Source organism: Pseudomonas sp. Tav-5-1A (assembly GCF_055755055.1).
The window spans coordinates 4225477-4241648 of sequence record NZ_CM146901.1 but is presented as its reverse complement, the minus strand read 5'-3'; the positions used below and the strand labels follow the sequence as shown (position 1 = coordinate 4241648).

Below are 16172 nucleotides of genomic sequence, written 5' to 3'. Positions count from 1 at the left end.
CAATCATGGCAATTCGCTTATCGGCCCGCACTTATTGTTTATCGCGGCCCCCTGGTGCGGTGGCCAGGGGGCTTGCGCAAGCGGGTTACCAGAGCTCACGCCCCAGCGTCGTTGCCAGCAGGGTGACGGAGTCGGCGTTGTCGAGAATCACCTGGGCGCGGCGCAATGGGTCGAGCATGAACACATCCCTTGCCGCGTCGAGGTCCGTGGTGCCGGTGTGCTTGTAAACCCGCTCCAGGGCCTTGCCGTCCGCGTCGGTCAAGTCACGCAGCACACCGCTCGTTCGGTCTTCGAGCTTGAACAGCCGGTTATGAGGCGTCTGCAGCGACAGGCCGCGCCGGTGCATGTTCAGCTGCTGGATGAAGAATTGCTGGCCGGCGCTGGTGTTGTACAGGGTATCGACCGGCGGGTAGCCGGAGTTCAGGTAGGCGATGTCGGTGGTGCGGTTGGCCTGGTGTGACACTTCATGAATCAGGGTGGTGGCCTGGGCGTGAAGTAACGGGTCGATCACGCTCTTGAACGGATCGACGTTGAGCAGGATGCTGAAGTCCAGCTGAAAGAACTGTTCGGTCAGGAAAATGCGCCGGTGGTGATCGCCGCGGAACACGAAGCCGTGCGTGCGGGTATAGCCTGGTCGATTCAGGCCGAATATCAGCCGCTGGGAATTGAGCGGTTCCAGCGACCGCTCTTGCAGCCCCGACAGCACGCTGGTCAGGGCACGACGCACCTGGTGCAGCAGTTTCGGGGTCGTGGCGGCTACGCCAAACACGTCCATCAACAGCGATTCGGTGCGGGCCGGCAGCGACTTTTGCGGTTGGCGGGCATTGAGGTTCTCCAGGGCTGTTATCAGGTAATGGGAGGCTTGGGCGTGGGCTGCGCACACCTGCTGGGCCTTCGCGGGGTCGCCAGTAAATAAGCGCGCCATGCCTTTGTACTGGGTGATGAATACACGGTTGATCTGCTGGTCAGTGCCATGCTGGTCGAGGATGCGCAGGATGTTGTAGCCGTTGCTCAACGGTGGCACCGATATCACCAGTTCCCAAGCGCCGCTCGCCTGCCATTCGATGCGTGGCCCCTCGCGCTGGTCGCGGGTGAGGAACCATTGGCCGTTTTCCTCACGCACCTTGCATACGCGCCCCTGTATCACTACGTAGAGTTCATGTGCGTAGACATAGACGTTGCGGCTGCCGTCGAAGGTCATGCGCCGCAGGTCCACCTCAGGTGCCTCGAACAAACTGATGCGCTCGGTTTTCGCTGCCTCCAGGCGGAAGTTCGGGGTAGCCGGCAGGCCTGCCGCGGGGCGCGGGGCGGCGGGCCACAGGCGACGGCCGATGCCCATCATGTGTTCGGTAGAGTTTTCCGAGCCGGCGAGCAGGCCAAGGGCTGCAACGAAGTCGGTCAAGGCTTCGCCCCAGCGTTGCCGGGACGCGGCGTTGATCGAAGCCTGGAACCAGCTCTCGCTCTGCCACAGGTTGAGCACTTTGGCCAGGGAGCCTGGCAGGAGGATGGAGCCCTGCTCGATGCCCAGGGTCATCAGGTAGCGGAAGGTCGTCCAGTTCGCTTCTTCGGTGGTCACAGTGGCCGTCTTGTTGGCCCGTTTCAATACCACCAGGTTGTCCTGGAACAGGTAGTGCAGTGCACTGCCGGCGACCGGGGTGGCGGGGTGTATCCGGGTGCCATCGGGCCGCAGTTCCACGTCCAGGGGCGATTCACCCAGCATGGGCAAGTGGGGGTGGTTAAACCCGTGGCGTGCGTAACGGTTGCTGATGGACGGGGCCAGTTGGGCGATGACTTCGACCTGCATGGCCGTGTCGGCGCGCAATTTGGTCAGCAGGTCGTCGGCGTTGGCGTACTCACGGAACACCGATTGTTCGTTGTAGGGGGTGTAGAGCACCAGCGGCCCGTGGGTGATGTCCTTGGGACCGATCAGGTGGATGCCTGTCGCCGTGTCCGGGTCAAGGTAGCTGGCGGCTTGAAACTGCAGAGGGCGGATCACCACATCGACACCGGCCAAGGGTTGTCGCGCCAGGGCATCGGGCATGGTCAGCACGGCCGCCACATAGCGGTACGCAGTATCGCTCAGGCGCTTCGCCAGTTTTTGCTGATAGGCCGCGGTGATCAGTTCTGCCGTCAGCTGGCGGCTGTAGCGCAACTGTCGGGTCGCGTAGTCGGCATCGTCGGGGCTCAGGCGGGTGGCCAGCAGCTGGCGATACTGGCTGGCGACGTCGAGGCTGGCCACCATCTTGCGGACGTAATCGCTGTCCAGCCCCGCCGGCAATGGGCTGGCGTCGGTCATCTCGAGGATGGCAGGCGTACCGGGCAGCAAGGTCAACTGGTCGATGGCGGCGGTTGTCAGGGTCTCGCGTTGCACCTGGGTAGCGGCAGGCAGTTGCGAGGGGATCTCACCGGCCCCCACCAGGCCGGGGGTAAAGTGGCGCAGGGTGATGAGCACGTCGTCCGGCTGCGGCGCCTTGTCGCCCAAGTCCTGCTGCAGCCGTTCAGTCACGCGCCCACGGGTGAAGGTCCTGAGGTCGGGGATGTCGAACAGATAGTCCTCGCCCAATGCCTGCAGGCGCGCGCAGGTGCCAACCAGCGCGGTATAGGTGGTGAGCTCCTGGGAGGAAGCATCGGTGAGCCAACTTGGCAGGGTGGTCTTGAGGTGCCAGTAGTCCAGGGCAGTATCCAGTCCCTGCAGGTAGGTGGTGAGGGCGTCCTTGACCGCGGTGAGGTGCACGTAGCGGCAAACCAGCTCACCGCTGAAACGCAGCGTGCAGGTGAGTTGATAGGCACTGCGGGCGGCCTGGCGTTGACGTCGGCGTTCATCGAGTTGCAACCGGCGGGGCACCGAATCGGTGATCGGCCAGGTCGACAGGCTCAGGGGCACCTCGGGTGTGCGGCCCAGCGCCCGGCTCAAGGCTTCATCATCGTCAGGTGGCAACAACGACAGCCAGTCGACGTTCAGTGGCGGGGTACGCAGGCGATCCCCCAGCGATTGCAGCAGCAAGGTGCGGGTGCTGAATACCTCCACGCCTGCCAGCACCGACCAGAGCAGCACCTGGCCAGAATCATCGCCGTCGGTGTGTACCACGAACACGTTGCTCAGCACCGCCTCGGGCCGGTCGTTGAAGCGCACGCTGACGCCGTGGGCCTTGGCCTGGCCTGCGCCAGTGGGGCGTTGATGTTCCAGTGGGTAGTCCAACACCTGTTGCAACGGGTCGAGGGCGCCGGCCGCAAGCTTGCCAAAACGCCGTTGCATGCCCAGCTCCAGGCGCAGCAGGCCCTCGCGGATCTGCCGGGATTCGGCTTGGGGCCAGGCCCACAGGCCTTGCAGGCGCAAGCCGCGGTCGGCTTCCAGCACAGTGGTAAAGGTCTTGTCCAGGCGTGAGCCTGCGTGGTTCAGCAGCGCTGTCACCAGGCTTTTCGGCAGTGCCTGGAGCGCCCCACCGTGTTGCTCCTGGGCCGCTGGCAGCCAGCGCGGGCGCCCTTCGGGGCGGCTGACGCGCTCTACCAGGACGTCCGCCAGGCTGACCCACAGCGGTTGTTCGTCCCCCGGGGCGCTCAGGTCGAAGGTCACTGACTGGCTCGACAGGTGTGCGCTGATCACGCTCAAGGCCGGGTCCAGTACATCGGCAGCACTTTCCTCCAGGTCGGCAATACCACCGCGCAGGGCTTGGTGGCGGTTATTGAATTCGTGCAGTTGCTTCATCCACTGGGCGGTCTGTTTCAGCGCGCCGGGCCGCGCCAGCAGCACGCCTTGTTGCAACAGCGGCACCGGCCGCCAGCGTCGCGTTGGGTCCAGGTTCAGCAGACGCTGGTCGAGCAGCCCACGAACGTCCAGGGCCTGGTCAACCAGCACCATGGCGCGGCCCGGGCTCCCACCCCGTTGCTGCAGGCAACTGCGCAGGTTACGCGCCTGGCACTGGGCGATGGCGTCCATGCACGCCAGCAGCGGGGTAGGGCCCAAGGGCGGGGTCAGCAGCTGCGGGCGTGCCAGCCCAGCCCATGCCTCATGGTCGGCTCGCGCCACGGCGGCAGGCGCTTCAGGCAATGTGGTCAGGTAAAGCATCAACGACATACGGCTGGCGTGGCGCTGCAGTCCGCCCTGGCCATCGTAGACATACACCGAGGGCCCGGCAGGGTCGGCGATCAGCAGTGCGCCCGCGACGGTCACCAGTGGCGTGGATTCGCCATGTTCTGCCAGGGCCAGCCCGCAGGCATGGCCCTCGATCAGGGCCGCGCGTAGCCAGGGCCAGTGGTCGCCCAGCAATTGACCGTTGGCGAGCGCTTGCAGCAGGGCTTGGTAGAAGGCCGCGCCATAGAGTTGGGTAAGGGATGCACGCTGGGGTTGCCAGGCCTGCTGCAGCGCCGCGACATACGCATCGGGCAGGGCGGTGAAGCTCTCGTCCAGCGTGGCTTGCAGCGCAGTGCGAGTCTCGTCGCTCAGCGGCTGGTCGTCGTGGGGCAGCCAGTTGAGGTGCTGTTCACTGTGCGCTTGCTGGCCAGCGAACACTTGCAGGTGATATTCGGCGAGGGTAAGGGTCTGGCTGACGTTGCCATCCTGCTTGTTGACGTATTGCAGCCAGACATTATCGGGGTCGTTGGCCTTGCCTGGGTATTGCGCTGTCAGGGTTGCTTTCACACGGTTCTGCAACTGGCTGTCCAGCGCGGGCAGTTGCCCGAACCAGCGGGCTGCTTCGGCCAGGTGGTCGGCGCGTTGCAACACATAGGTGGCGCTGATGCTGTCGAACAACGGCGGCTGCACCTGCTCCAGTTCAAACTGCGCCTGCGGCGCCCCTTGCAATGTGCGCAGGCGAGTCTCCAGGGCCGTGCGGTCGGTAAAGGGCTGGATGCCGTCCAGCAGCGTCCACAGGTAAACGGAGGGGTTTACCGGGTCGGGGTGGCTGAACACCATGGCGCCTGCCAGCTGCGGGTCCGGGCGCTGGTCGGGGGCCAGCAGCGGTTGGTCGACGCGCAAGGTATCAGGCGATTTGTCGGCCAGCAGCCAGTCGTGCTCCACCTGGCTGAGGCGTTCGTCTCTGAAGGCCTGGCTGACGTTGCTGATAAACCGGCTGCGCAGCAGGTCGGGGTGGAAAAACGGCACATGAACGGTAGGGGTAGGCATGACGGCTCCAATTGCCGCGAAATGGGCGCCCAAAGTAGTTTTTCCATGCCTGTTGGCGGCGTTAGTTGTGTACCACCGCCCCTCCGGCGCCTCTGCTATTGACACGGGAGCGGGGGCGGTGTGATTAATCGGCTATCCCCCCTGCAAGGAGCTTGTGATGCCTGCTGTCGACACTCCACATACCACGACCCTGGCCTTCGACCAGCTGGTGCCGTTGCTAAGCCAGATATTCCAGCGCCATGGCGCCTCGGCCTCGGTGGCCCAGGTGCTCGCGCACAACTGTGCCACCGCCCAGCAGGACGGCGCCCACAGCCACGGCGTGTTTCGCGTGCCGGGCTATGTGTCGTCCATGGCCAGCGGCTGGGTGGATGGTGCAGCGGTGCCGGTGGTCGAAGATGTGGCGTCGGGATTCGTGCGTGTGGACGCTGCGCGCGGGTTCGCCCAGCCAGCCCTGGCGGCGGCCCGGCCGCTGCTGCTGGCCAAGGCGCGTGAAGCCGGCATCGCGGTGCTGGCGATTCGCAATTCGCACCACTTCGCCGCGCTGTGGCCCGATGTCGAGCCTTTCGCCCGTGAGGGGCTGGTGGCCTTGAGCGTGGTCAACAGCATGACCTGCGTGGTGCCCCATGGCGGCCAGAAACCCTTGTTCGGCACCAACCCCATTGCCTTCGCCGCGCCGTGTGAAGGCCATGACCCGATCGTCTTCGACATGGCCACCAGCGCCCTGGCCCACGGCGACGTGCAGATCGCCGCGCGCCAGGGCACGGTCGTGCCGCCCGGCACCGGCGTCGATCGCCACGGCCAGCCCACCACCGATCCCAAGGCCATTCTCGATGGCGGTGCGTTGTTGCCGTTCGGCGGGCACAAGGGCTCGGCGTTGTCGATGATGGTCGAGTTGCTGGCCGCTGCGCTGACGGGTGGCAACTTCTCCTTTGGTTTCGACTGGAGCCAGCACCCTGGGGCGCAGACGCCCTGGACCGGCCAGCTGATCATTGTCATCGACCCGAGCAAGGCGGCCGGCAATGACTTCGCCGCGCGCAGTCGCGAGCTGGTGGAGCGCATGCAGGAAGTGGGGGTAACGAGGATGGCCGGGGAGCGGCGTTATCGCGCGCGGGCCAGAGCGCAACAGGAAGGGGTACGGATTGGCGTGGAAGAGTTGGCGCGCCTGCAGGCCCTGGCGCTGCGTGAATGACGCGGCCTGCGGCCGCTGCTACGGGGGAAGTGTGTAGCAGCTGCCGCCAGGCGGCGTCCTGCGCGCCCGTTACGAACGGCGGCCCAGCAGCAGGCCCACCACCAGGCCGAAGCCGGCGGAAATGGCCACGGTCTGCCAGGGGTGGCCACCGATGTATTCCTGGGTGGCTTCCACTACTGGCTGGGCACGGTCGCGAGCGCCGCTCACCGACTCCCGGGCTTGCTTGAGCTTCAGGCCAACCTGTTCACGCCAGGTCTCGGCTTCTTCCCCCACCAGTTCCGCGCCATTCTTGAGCAGGGCTTCGGATTCCTCGATCAGCGCCTGCAGTTCACTGAAGGCTTGATCCTTGATCTGATCGGCGGCTTGCGAGGCAGTTTTACGGGCCATATGCGTTGCTCCTGGTAATTGATGGCAGTGAACAATGGATTGCAGCGGTGGGCGAAAGTTGCAGCGGTGTTCAGGTCCGCCTGCCCGACAGTGTAAGATAGCGGCCAATTTTCACGCTGCAGGGTTACCCCATGAGTTTCAATCTGGCCAACATGAGCCTCGCCGAGCGGGCGATGATCGAGGACGAGAAATCCCGCCTGTTCGACCTCTGGCAGTCCAACCTGGGCAAGGCCAAGGCCGACGCCGCGCGCCTGATCAGCGAGAAGTCCAAGCGCAAGGGCCGCTGGGCCGAGTGGGTACGCGCAGAGCTTGATGGCATGTCGCCGCCCGAGTACGCCAACATGGTGCGTGCCGAGGTCAACCGGCTAATGGCCGCCAACAAGTAACGCATCGCCCACGCAGGCACTGATGGCCTCGCGCACGCGCAGCAGCGCCGGGTCGATCTGCGCGTGGGTGCGCCAGCCCATCTCGATGGGGTAGCGCGGCAGGTTCAGCGGGCAGGGCAGGGTCGCCAGCCCGCACACCTGGGCGATGCGCCACGCCGCGTGCGCCGGCACCGTGGCAATCGCCCGCGAGCCCTTGAGCAGGTAGGGCAGGGCGGCGAAGTGGGTGGTCGAGGCCTGCACCTGTCGGGTGCGGCCCAAGGCCGCCAGGGCTTCGTCGATGATGCCGATGAAGCCACCTGAGGAAATCAGGATCTGCTCACGGGCGACGAATTCGTCCACTTCAATCTCGGCCTGCCCAGCTGCCAGGCTGGCCGGGTCCACCAGGCTCAAGTAATCGCCTTCACCCAACACCTGGCGGCTGAGCATGCGTTCGTTGAAGCCGCCGGCGGTGATGGCCAGGTCCAGGGTGCGCTCGCTCAGGGCCTGGGCGACGATCTGCGTGTGGGTTTGCCGGAAGATCAGGCGCAGCCCCGGCGCCCGGCGCTCCACTTCCTCGATCAGTGCGCGGCCGAAGGCAATCTCGAAATCATCCGACAGCCCCAGGCTCACCGCGCGGCCCCGGTAGTCGCTGGCGTTGGGATCGAGCAAGGTCAGGCTCTGCCTGCACTTGTTCAGCGCCTCGCTGATCAGCGGCTTCAACTGGTTGGCCCGCAGGGTCGGCGCCAGGCCGCGCCCGGTGCGCACGAACAGCGGGTCACCATACACCTCGCGCAGGCGCCGCAACGCCGCGCTCACCGCTGACTGGGTGACGCCCAGGCGCAGGGCCGCACGGCTGGCGCTGACTTCGTCGTGCAGGGCTTCGAAGACTTTCAGCAGGTTGAGATCGACGTCGACGATATTCATCTGGTTCATATCATTCAGAATTGAATGGGGCTTTATTCATGATTCACCAGCCGCCGACAATGTGCAAACAGTCCTGCACACGGAAGCTACCTGCTATGTCGAAATCCATCGTTGCCGCCCTGCAAATCGGCGCCTTGCCCGGCGGCAAGGCCGACACCCTGGCGCACATCCTCAGCTACGAAGACGCCATCCGCGACGCCGGCGCCCAACTGGTGGTCATGCCCGAAGCGCTGCTGGGCGGCTACCCCAAGGGCGAGACCTTCGGCACCCAGTTGGGCTACCGCCTGCCCGAGGGCCGCGACGCCTTCGCCCGCTACCACGCCAACGCCATCGACGTGCCTGGCGCTGAAACCGAGGCCCTGGCCGGCCTTGCCCAGCGCACCGGCGCCAACCTGGTGCTGGGGGTGATCGAGCGTAGCGGCCACACGCTGTTCTGCACCGTGCTGTACTTCTGCCCGCAACAGGGCCTTGTGGCCAAGCACCGCAAACTCATGCCCACCGGCACCGAGCGGCTGATCTGGGGCAAGGGCGACGGCTCCACGCTGCCGGTTGTAGAAAGCGCGGCCGGGCGCATCGGTGGCGCGGTGTGCTGGGAAAACTACATGCCGCTGCTGCGCATGGCCATGTATGCCAAGGGCGTGGACATCTGGTGCGCGCCCACGGTGGATGAACGCGAGATGTGGCAGGTGACCATGCGCCACGTGGCCTGCGAGGGCCGTTGCTTCGTGGTCAGCGCCTGCCAGGTGCAGGATTCGCCTGCGGCCCTGGGCACCGAGGTGGCCAACTGGCCGTCGGAACGGCCGTTGATCAATGGTGGCAGTGTCATTATCGGGCCGTTGGGGGATGTGCTGGCGGGGCCGTTGGTGGGGGCACGAGGGTTGCTGGTGGCTGAAATCGACAGTGAGGATTTAGTGCGTGCTCGCTATGATTTCGACGTGGTTGGGCACTATTCGCGCCCTGATGTCTTCGAGTTGGTGGTGGATGAAACGCCGCGCCCGGGGGTGAAATTCATATAAACACTTCAGCGCCACACACACGGCTCTTGATCTTGATCCCGTGCGGCCTTTGATCTTGATTGTGTGCCCCATAAAGCGCCAGGGCCGACTGGAGGCGTCGGCCGAGCGGTCCACGGCGTAGCCGGGGAAGACGGAACCGGAGGCGCTTCTGTTCCGGGCCGTCGTCCGCTTGGGCGACGCCGGAGGGAGGGGACCCGCAGCGAAGCGGAGGGACCAAGCAGGGGCAAGCCTTTTTTGGTTACTTTTTGAGGCGTTTGTCAAAAAGTGACTCGGCGTAAGGCCGAAAAGGTGATTTTGCATCACCCGTAGTAATGGATATGTTCGCGATATGTGGATCCCGCTTTTGAGGGTTTCGAACATATCCAATTTCGCGGCGAGACCACCGACCGTTTCGCCCTTACGGCGACTCACTTTTTTTCAAACGCCAAAAAAAGTAAGCAAAAAACGCTTGCCCCTGCTTGGGCCCTCCGCTGCGCTACGGGTCCCCTCCTTCCGGCGCCGATCAACGGGCAGACGGCACCCGCTATAGAAGCCTGCGGGTTACCGTCTCTTCGGCCTGCGGCCTCGGCCCTTCGGGCAGCCCGTTGATCGACGCCTCCAGTCGGCCCGGGCGCTTTACGGGGCATACAATCAAGATCAAGAGCCAGATCAAAAGCAAATCAAAAGCCGGATCAAAAGCCAGATCAAAAGTCAGATCAGACGCCAGATCAGACGCCAGATCAAAGGCTTGTTCATGGCGATTCGCCGCCCCTTCGGGGGGGTAGATGCTGGCCCAATGCAATAATTTCACATCCCATTCGACTAACTGTCATTAAACCGAAATATTCAAAGCATTAAATCGTCACGGCCAAACCCGTGTGGGTAGGACCCACTCAAACCAATTTGCCGAGGTGTTGCCGTGACGCTGCTGAATAAAAATCGTCTGTCGCTTTTGCTGGCCTCCCTGTGCCTTTCGGGCCTGGCCCACGCGACCGATGTAACCGGTGCGGGCTCCAGCTTTGTTTACCCAGTGCTGTCCAAGTGGTCCCAGGACTACAGCAAGCAGAAAGACAACCGCATCAACTACCAGTCCATCGGTTCGGGCGGCGGCATCGCCCAGATCAAGGCAGCCACCGTTGACTTCGGCGCATCGGATGCCCCGCTCAGCGCTGACGACCTGAAAGCAGCCGGCCTGGGCCAGTTCCCCAGCGTCATCGGCGGCATCGTGCCGGTCTTCAACGTCGAAGGCGTGGAAGGCGGCAAGCTGAAGCTGGACGGCCAGACCCTGGCTGACATCTTCCAAGGCAAAATCACCAAGTGGAACGACAAGGCCATCGAGGCCCTGAACCCAGGCGTCAAGCTGCCTGAAACCGCCATCACCGTGGTGCACCGTTCGGACGGCTCGGGTACTTCGTTCAACTTCACCAACTACCTGTCCAAGGTCAGCCCAAGCTGGAACGACCAGTTGAAGTTCGGCACCACCGTGGCCTGGCCTGTGGGTGTGGGCGGCAAGGGCAACGAAGGTGTGGCTGCCTACGTGAAGCAGATCAAGGGCTCCATCGGCTACGTCGAATACGCCTACGCCCTGCAGAACAAAATGGCCACTGCCCAGCTGAAGAACGCCGCCGGCAAGTTCGTCGAGCCTAACGCCAAGGCCTTCCAGGCTGCCGCCGATACCGCCGACTGGGCCAGCGCCAAGGACTTCAACCTGATCATGACCAACGCCCCGGGCGACAACGCCTGGCCGATCACTGCCACTACCTGGATCATCATGTACAAGCAGTCCAAGAACGCCGAGCAGAGCAAGGCCGCCTTTGACTTCTTCAAATGGTCCCTGGAAAACGGCCAGCAGCAGGCCAGCGCCCTGGACTACGTAGCACTGCCGAACTCGCTGGTGCAGAAGATCGAAGGTTACTGGAAATCCGATTTCGCCCATTGATGTGAAGTAAACCGGCGCGCCCCCGCCGGACCTCGGGTCCGGTGGGGGCGTACGCCTTGCGAGTGGATTGCCATGACAGATAACACCCAATACATGACCTCGACCAGCTCTACCACCGATGCCAGCGAAGCCCGTGCGGCACGCGACCATCGCCACGACATGTGGTTCCGGCGCACCATGATGGGTGCCGGCATGCTGGTGCTCGTGCTGCTGCTGAGCATCGCCGGCTCTACCCTGTGGGGCGGCAGCGAAGCGTTTCGCACCTTTGGTTTCGGCTTCCTGACCAGCACCCAATGGGATGTGGTCAACGGCCAGTTCGGCGCCGTCGTGCCTGTTTTCGGCACACTGGTGACCTCGCTTTTGGCGTTGCTGATCGCCGTTCCGGTGAGTTTCGGCATCGCCATTTTTCTTACGGAAGTGGCGCCCATGTGGCTGCGCATGCCGATTGCCTCGGCGATCGAGCTGCTGGCCGGTATCCCGTCGATCATCTACGGCATGTGGGGGCTGTTCATCTTCGGCCCGTTCATGGCCGCGCACCTGGCGCCGTGGATCAACGACCACCTGGGCGCACTGCCCGTGGTCGGCGCGCTGTTCCAAGGCCCGCCCCTGGGTATCGGCATGCTTACCGCCGGTATCGTGCTGGCGATCATGATCACCCCCTTCATCACCTCGGTGATGCATGAGGTGTTCCGCAGCGTGCCGACCACCTTGAAGGAATCGGCCTACGCCCTGGGTAACACCACCTGGGAAGTGGTCTGGGACATCGTGCTGCCCTACACCCGCTCGGCGGTGGTCGGTGGCATCTTCCTGGGCCTGGGTCGCGCCCTGGGCGAGACCATGGCGGTGACCTTCGTGCTGGGCAACGCCCACCAGTTCTCCGCTTCCTTGCTGATGCCCAGCAGCTCGATCGCCTCGGTGATCGCCAACGAGTTCAGCGAGGCCTACACCGACCTGCACCGTTCGGCGCTGATCGCCCTGGGCTTCCTGCTGTTCGTCGTCACTTTCGTGGTGCTGGCGGCTGCCCGCCTGATGTTGATGCGCTTGTCGCGTAAAGAGGGACTATGAACGACAACGAGCGGCTGTACCGTGTTCGCCGCCTGAAGAACCGTATTGCCATGGCCCTGAGCTGTGGCGCCACGGCCTTTGGCCTGCTGTGGCTGGTGTGGATCCTGATCACCACGCTGATCAACGGCTTCAAGGCGCTGAACCTTGCCCTGTTCACCCAGATGACCCCGCCACCGGGCACCGAGGGCGGTTTGGCCAACGCCTTCTACGGCAGCGCCCTGATGTCGGTGCTGGCCCTGCTGATCGGCACGCCGATTGGCCTGGCCGCTGGTATCTGGCTGGCCGAGTTCGCCCGCCACTCCAAGCTGGGCAACACCGTGCGCTTCATCAACGACATCCTGTTGTCGGCGCCGTCCATCGTGCTGGGCCTGTTCATCTACACCGCGGTGATCCTGCCGCTCAACCACCTCACCAACCACCAGGTGGGCTTCTCGGCGTTCGCCGGTGCCCTGGCCCTGGCGCTGCTGGTGATTCCGGTGGTGGTGCGCACCACCGATGAAATGCTGCAACTGCAGCCTTCGACCATGCGCGAAGCCGCGCTGGCCCTGGGTGTGCCGCAGTGGAAGCTGACCCTGCAGATCGTCCTGCGCGCCGCCAAGGCGGGCGTGGTGACCGGTGTGCTGCTGGCCCTGGCGCGTATCACCGGCGAAACCGCGCCGCTGCTGTTCACCGCGTTCGGCAACCAGTTCTGGAGCAGCAACCTGCTCAAGCCGATCGCCAGCGTGCCGGTGGTGATCTTCCAGTACGCCATGAGCCCCTTCGACGACTGGCACGCCATCGCCTGGGCGGGTGCCCTGGTGCTGACCCTGTTTGTCCTGGCCCTGAGCCTGCTCTCCCGATTGATCCTTTTGCGCAATAGGTCTCACTAATGACAAGTCTTGCCCAGGAACGCACCAAAATCCGTGTGCGCAACCTTGAATTTTTCTACGACCAGCAGCGCTCGCTGAAATCCATCGACATGGACATCCCCGAGAAGCGCGTGACCGCCATCATTGGCCCGTCCGGCTGCGGCAAGTCCACGCTGCTGCGCGTGTTCAACCGCATCTACGCGATGTACCCGAAACAGGAAGCCAAGGGCGAAGTACTGCTCAACGGCGAGAACATCCTGGCCCCGAACTACTCGATGAACCGCCTGCGCAGCCACGTGGGCATGGTGTTCCAGAAGCCGGTGCCGTTCCCGATGTCGATCTACGACAACATCGCCTACGCCGTGCGCCACCATGAGAAACTGGGCCGCCGCGAAATGGACGACCGCGTCGAGCAGGCGCTGCACGGCGCCGCCCTGTGGGGCGAGGTGAAGGACAAGCTCAAGCAGAGCGCCCAGAGCCTCTCCGGTGGCCAGCAGCAACGTCTGTGCATCGCCCGCACCATCGCCCTGAAGCCTCAGGTGTTGCTGCTGGACGAGCCGACCTCGGCGCTGGACCCGATCTCCACCGGCCGCATCGAGCAGTTGATCACCGAGCTCAAGGAGCAGTTCACCGTGATCATCGTGACCCACAACATGCAACAGGCCGCGCGCTGCTCGGACTACACCGCGTTCATGTTCATGGGCGAGCTGATCGAGCACGGCGACACCGACACGCTGTTCACCAACCCGGCCAAGACCCAGACCGAAGACTACATCACCGGTCGGTTCGGCTGATCTGACGCGGCCTGCGGCCGCTGCTACAGGTTTTGTAGCAGCGGCCACAGGCCGCGTCACGCGTCACACCCGCACGATCAACCGATGCACCCGCTTGCCCGACGACAGGCTCGTCGACTCGTCATCCAGCAGCACCTCCACACTGCCCAATGCCTCGCGCACCAGCCGCCGATCGAAGGCGCTGTACAGCCGCCCGGCCGCGTCGCGAATGGACGCATCCGGGGTCACCCGCCAGCTCAAATACAAGGTCCCGCCTGGGCGCAACAGCTCGCGCAGGCGCCGGGTAGCTGCGGCCACCTGTGTTTCGGGCAGGTGCATGATCACCGTTTCACACAGCACATTCTGCAAGCTGCCAGCCTTAAGGCCCTCCAATTCGGGCAGGTGCATCAGCGCAAAGCGCAGGTCGGGGTGCAGGGTGCGGGCCTGGGTCAGCAGGCCGCTGCTGGCTTCCACGCCCAGGGCGTCGAAGCCCTGGGCGCTGAGCCACGCCAGGTCGCGGCCACTGCCGCAGCCCACGTCCACGGTGGGGCCAGGGCGGAAATGGCGCAGCAGCAGGGCGTACATGTCGCTGGGAGGTGCCTGGTGGTTCCATTCGCGCGCGTAGTCGGGCGCGCGTTGGTCATAGGCCTGGAGGGTCTTGGGGTCCACGTTCGGTTCCTGGAAAAGGCGGCATGCCATCACTCTAGACAATGTGCCAGCACCAGGGGTTCGCTTTAACCTCAGGCGCTCAGTGCCCAGCCTGGCTCCAGGGGGGGCAGGCCGTGGTGGGCGCGGGCGCGGTCGCAGGCTTCGTTGTGCGTGCCGGTCTCCCAGGACGCCTCGAATTCGCGGCAGGTGCTGGAGCGTTGTTCGTACATGGTGCAGCCCACCGAACAGCCGATTTCCCCGGCCAGGCTGGTGCAACGCGCCGGCTTGCCCTCGGTGCCACGCATGGCCACGTGGTTGGGGCTGACCTGCACGGTCAGTTCATCGGGCACCAGCCCGCCCACCGAGGTGCATTCGCCCCAGTAGAAAGACACACGGAAAAACGCGCAGCAGGCGCCGCAACTCACGCAAGGGTTGTTATCAGACATGATGAAGGCAGGATTCGATACGGGCGGCGAACTCAGGACGAGGACCGCAACCGAGGGCCTATTCTAGGCATCGCCGCGCCGTTGAGAAGAGGGAAACGGGGGCCTTGAGCAAATATATTTGTGTGGCGTTGCGGGCGCTTTTGTGCAGCGCCAACCGGCGCTGGGCCGGTTCGCGTCGCGCCCTGTTTCAGCGCCCGGCCAGCAGGCGCTGGCGCTTGAAATCGCGCTCGGTGAGGTAGCCGAAAATCAGCCCCAGGGCGCTCCACATCACCAGCTGGATACCCAAGGTGGCGAGGCGGAACTGCCAGAGGTTTTCTGCCGGGAAGCCGTCGGGCACCTCGTTGACCGGCGGGAACACCGAGCCGCCCAGGTTCACCACCAGCAGGTACAGGGCGATGCCGATCAGGGCAGCGGTCCAGATGCCGTGGCGCGGCAGCAGGTTGCGGGCGAAGTTCACGGCGATGACCATGGCCACCACCGACAGCATCACCATCAGCAGGAACAGGTGGGTGCGCTCGCGGATGGTGTCGGGGTCGCCGATGGACGGCGGGTTGGCGGGATATTTCAGCGCCGGCACCACGATCACCGCCACGAACGCCGCCAGCGCCAGCAACGCGGCCAGCCCGCGTGGGCCCAGGCGCCCGACCCGGCCCACGCAGTTGGCGAAGGCCAGGGCAAACAGCGCGCCCATGCCGGCGCTGTACACCACCACGCCGCTGATCAGGCCGATACCGCTCTGCAGCTCGCGGCCCACCAGCTCGGGGGCCGGGCCCTGGTCCAGGTGTTCCTCGAAGGCAAAGGCCTGGTCAATCTGGGGTTCGCCGAAGCATTTGGCGAAACTGAACGCGAGAAAGCCGGCAAGGATGCCGACGAACATGCCGCGCAGGAGCAGTGAACCGGTCATGAAGGCGCTCGTCTAGCGAATAGGTGCTGGCGAGTGTAAACCGGCCCCGGGCCATTGCGACGGGGCTGAGTTTTTTGTCATATAGGATGAAAAAGGAGGACCTGCCATGTACAGCCATATTCAACTGGGCGCACGGGACTTGCCGCGGCTGGCGGCGTTTTATGATGCCGTGCTGCATGAACTGGGGCTTGAGCGCATGCCGGATGATAACGATGGCGGGCCGCCGGGGGCCGGCTGGCAGGTGCCAGGCCGGCGCTGGCCGCAGTTTTTCGTGCAGGAGCCGTTCAATGGCCTGCCGGCTACCTGGGGCAATGGCGTACAGGTCAGCTTTGCCGCGCGCAGCCGTGCCCAGGTTGATGCGGCGTGGAAGACCGCGGTGCAGCTGGGTGGCCAGGACGAAGGCGCCCCGGGCCTGCGCCCGCAGTATTCAGCCGACTACTACGGCGCCTACTGCCGCGACCCTGAGGGCAACAAACTCTGCTTCGTGCACGCGGAGGGCCTTAACCCGTAGCAGCGGCCCATAGGCCGCGTCCGGGGGCGCTACGGTGTTGGCTTCGGACGCAGCCT

General features: G+C 64.5%; 15 protein-coding genes. 8 read left to right on the top strand and 7 right to left on the bottom strand.

Going from position 1 to position 16172, the window contains the following annotated elements:
• Window positions 1-85: 85 nt before the first annotated feature.
• The gene (locus tag AC0J42_RS19270) at window positions 86-5122 is read right to left on the bottom strand and encodes a dermonecrotic toxin domain-containing protein (RefSeq protein WP_473003123.1); all 5037 of its coding nucleotides are present in this window, start codon (window positions 5120-5122) and stop codon (window positions 86-88) included.
• Window positions 5123-5279: 157 nt separating this feature from the next.
• Here AC0J42_RS19270 and AC0J42_RS19265 point away from each other — a divergent pair, with 157 nt between their 5' ends.
• The gene (locus tag AC0J42_RS19265) at window positions 5280-6311 is read left to right on the top strand and encodes an Ldh family oxidoreductase (protein WP_473003121.1); all 1032 of its coding nucleotides are present in this window, start codon (window positions 5280-5282) and stop codon (window positions 6309-6311) included.
• A 69-nt stretch (window positions 6312-6380) separates the two neighbouring features.
• On the opposite strand, the gene AC0J42_RS19260 is transcribed toward AC0J42_RS19265, so the two are convergent.
• Window positions 6381-6698 carry an ElaB/YgaM/YqjD family protein gene (locus AC0J42_RS19260; protein ID WP_416425255.1) on the bottom strand — a complete coding sequence of 106 codons (318 nt, stop codon included), beginning with the start codon at window positions 6696-6698 and terminating at the stop codon, window positions 6381-6383.
• 131 nt (window positions 6699-6829) lie between these two features.
• Between AC0J42_RS19260 and AC0J42_RS19255 the strand changes: the two genes are divergently transcribed.
• Window positions 6830-7084, top strand: a complete 255-nt coding sequence (locus AC0J42_RS19255) for a hypothetical protein (RefSeq protein WP_416425254.1) — start codon at window positions 6830-6832, stop codon at window positions 7082-7084.
• Here AC0J42_RS19255 and AC0J42_RS19250 read toward each other — a convergent pair.
• Window positions 7064-7996, bottom strand: a complete 933-nt coding sequence (locus tag AC0J42_RS19250; protein WP_416425253.1) for a LysR family transcriptional regulator — start codon at window positions 7994-7996, stop codon at window positions 7064-7066. The genes AC0J42_RS19255 and AC0J42_RS19250 overlap by 21 nt on opposite strands.
• A gap of 86 nt (window positions 7997-8082) precedes the next feature.
• Here AC0J42_RS19250 and AC0J42_RS19245 point away from each other — a divergent pair, with 86 nt between their 5' ends.
• Complete coding sequence (locus tag AC0J42_RS19245; RefSeq protein WP_473003117.1) at window positions 8083-9003, top strand: carbon-nitrogen hydrolase family protein; 921 nt, start codon at window positions 8083-8085, stop codon at window positions 9001-9003.
• A 523-nt stretch (window positions 9004-9526) separates the two neighbouring features.
• Here the strand turns inward: AC0J42_RS19245 and AC0J42_RS19240 are convergent.
• Complete coding sequence (locus tag AC0J42_RS19240; protein ID WP_473003115.1) at window positions 9527-9793, bottom strand: hypothetical protein; 267 nt, start codon at window positions 9791-9793, stop codon at window positions 9527-9529.
• Window positions 9794-9901: 108 nt separating this feature from the next.
• On the opposite strand from AC0J42_RS19240, the gene pstS reads away from it, so the two are divergent.
• The 4 genes from pstS to pstB all read left to right on the top strand — a co-directional run bounded on the left by pstS (window position 9902) and on the right by pstB (window position 13628).
• A complete protein-coding gene (gene pstS / locus AC0J42_RS19235) occupies window positions 9902-10921 on the top strand; it encodes a phosphate ABC transporter substrate-binding protein PstS (RefSeq protein WP_416425251.1) in 1020 nt (339 codons plus the stop codon).
• 72 nt (window positions 10922-10993) lie between these two features.
• Window positions 10994-11986: a phosphate ABC transporter permease subunit PstC gene (pstC, locus tag AC0J42_RS19230; protein ID WP_416425250.1), complete on the top strand. Its 993-nt coding sequence runs from the start codon at window positions 10994-10996 to the stop codon at window positions 11984-11986.
• The gene (pstA, locus tag AC0J42_RS19225) at window positions 11983-12855 is read left to right on the top strand and encodes a phosphate ABC transporter permease PstA (protein ID WP_416425249.1); all 873 of its coding nucleotides are present in this window, start codon (window positions 11983-11985) and stop codon (window positions 12853-12855) included. Before pstC ends, pstA begins: the two co-directional genes overlap by 4 nt.
• Window positions 12855-13628: a phosphate ABC transporter ATP-binding protein PstB gene (gene pstB / locus AC0J42_RS19220; RefSeq protein WP_416425248.1), complete on the top strand. Its 774-nt coding sequence runs from the start codon at window positions 12855-12857 to the stop codon at window positions 13626-13628. Before pstA ends, pstB begins: the two co-directional genes overlap by 1 nt.
• 63 nt (window positions 13629-13691) lie before the next feature.
• Here pstB and AC0J42_RS19215 read toward each other — a convergent pair whose 3' ends face one another.
• From AC0J42_RS19215 to AC0J42_RS19205, 3 genes are all read right to left on the bottom strand, one after another.
• Window positions 13692-14276, bottom strand: coding sequence for a class I SAM-dependent methyltransferase (locus AC0J42_RS19215; RefSeq protein ID WP_473003111.1), 585 nt, complete (start codon window positions 14274-14276; stop codon window positions 13692-13694).
• A gap of 71 nt (window positions 14277-14347) precedes the next feature.
• Window positions 14348-14701 (bottom strand): YkgJ family cysteine cluster protein, encoded by a 354-nt coding sequence (locus AC0J42_RS19210; RefSeq protein WP_416425246.1) that lies wholly within the window; start codon window positions 14699-14701, stop codon window positions 14348-14350.
• A gap of 187 nt (window positions 14702-14888) precedes the next feature.
• A complete protein-coding gene (locus tag AC0J42_RS19205) occupies window positions 14889-15578 on the bottom strand; it encodes a CbtA family protein (RefSeq protein ID WP_473006881.1) in 690 nt (229 codons plus the stop codon).
• 133 nt (window positions 15579-15711) lie between these two features.
• Here AC0J42_RS19205 and AC0J42_RS19200 point away from each other — a divergent pair, with 133 nt between their 5' ends.
• The gene (locus AC0J42_RS19200) at window positions 15712-16116 is read left to right on the top strand and encodes a VOC family protein (protein WP_416425244.1); all 405 of its coding nucleotides are present in this window, start codon (window positions 15712-15714) and stop codon (window positions 16114-16116) included.
• The last annotated feature ends 56 nt before the right edge of the window (window positions 16117-16172 follow it).

Bases quoted from the DNA above. Each gene is read 5' to 3' on its own strand.
- AC0J42_RS19250 (WP_416425253.1), bottom strand. From the start codon at position 7,996: ATGAACCAGATGAATATCGTCGACGTCGATCTCAACCTGCTGAAAGTC.
- AC0J42_RS19205 (WP_473006881.1), bottom strand. From the start codon at position 15,578: ATGTTCGTCGGCATCCTTGCCGGCTTTCTCGCGTTCAGTTTCGCCAAA.
- AC0J42_RS19245 (WP_473003117.1), top strand. From the start codon at position 8,083: ATGTCGAAATCCATCGTTGCCGCCCTGCAAATCGGCGCCTTGCCCGGC.
- AC0J42_RS19210 (WP_416425246.1), bottom strand. From the start codon at position 14,701: ATGTCTGATAACAACCCTTGCGTGAGTTGCGGCGCCTGCTGCGCGTTT.
- pstC (WP_416425250.1), top strand. From the start codon at position 10,994: ATGACAGATAACACCCAATACATGACCTCGACCAGCTCTACCACCGAT.
- AC0J42_RS19265 (WP_473003121.1), top strand. From the start codon at position 5,280: ATGCCTGCTGTCGACACTCCACATACCACGACCCTGGCCTTCGACCAG.
- AC0J42_RS19200 (WP_416425244.1), top strand. From the start codon at position 15,712: ATGTACAGCCATATTCAACTGGGCGCACGGGACTTGCCGCGGCTGGCG.
- AC0J42_RS19270 (WP_473003123.1), bottom strand. From the start codon at position 5,122: ATGCCTACCCCTACCGTTCATGTGCCGTTTTTCCACCCCGACCTGCTG.
- pstA (WP_416425249.1), top strand. From the start codon at position 11,983: ATGAACGACAACGAGCGGCTGTACCGTGTTCGCCGCCTGAAGAACCGT.
- AC0J42_RS19260 (WP_416425255.1), bottom strand. From the start codon at position 6,698: ATGGCCCGTAAAACTGCCTCGCAAGCCGCCGATCAGATCAAGGATCAA.
- pstB (WP_416425248.1), top strand. From the start codon at position 12,855: ATGACAAGTCTTGCCCAGGAACGCACCAAAATCCGTGTGCGCAACCTT.
- AC0J42_RS19255 (WP_416425254.1), top strand. From the start codon at position 6,830: ATGAGTTTCAATCTGGCCAACATGAGCCTCGCCGAGCGGGCGATGATC.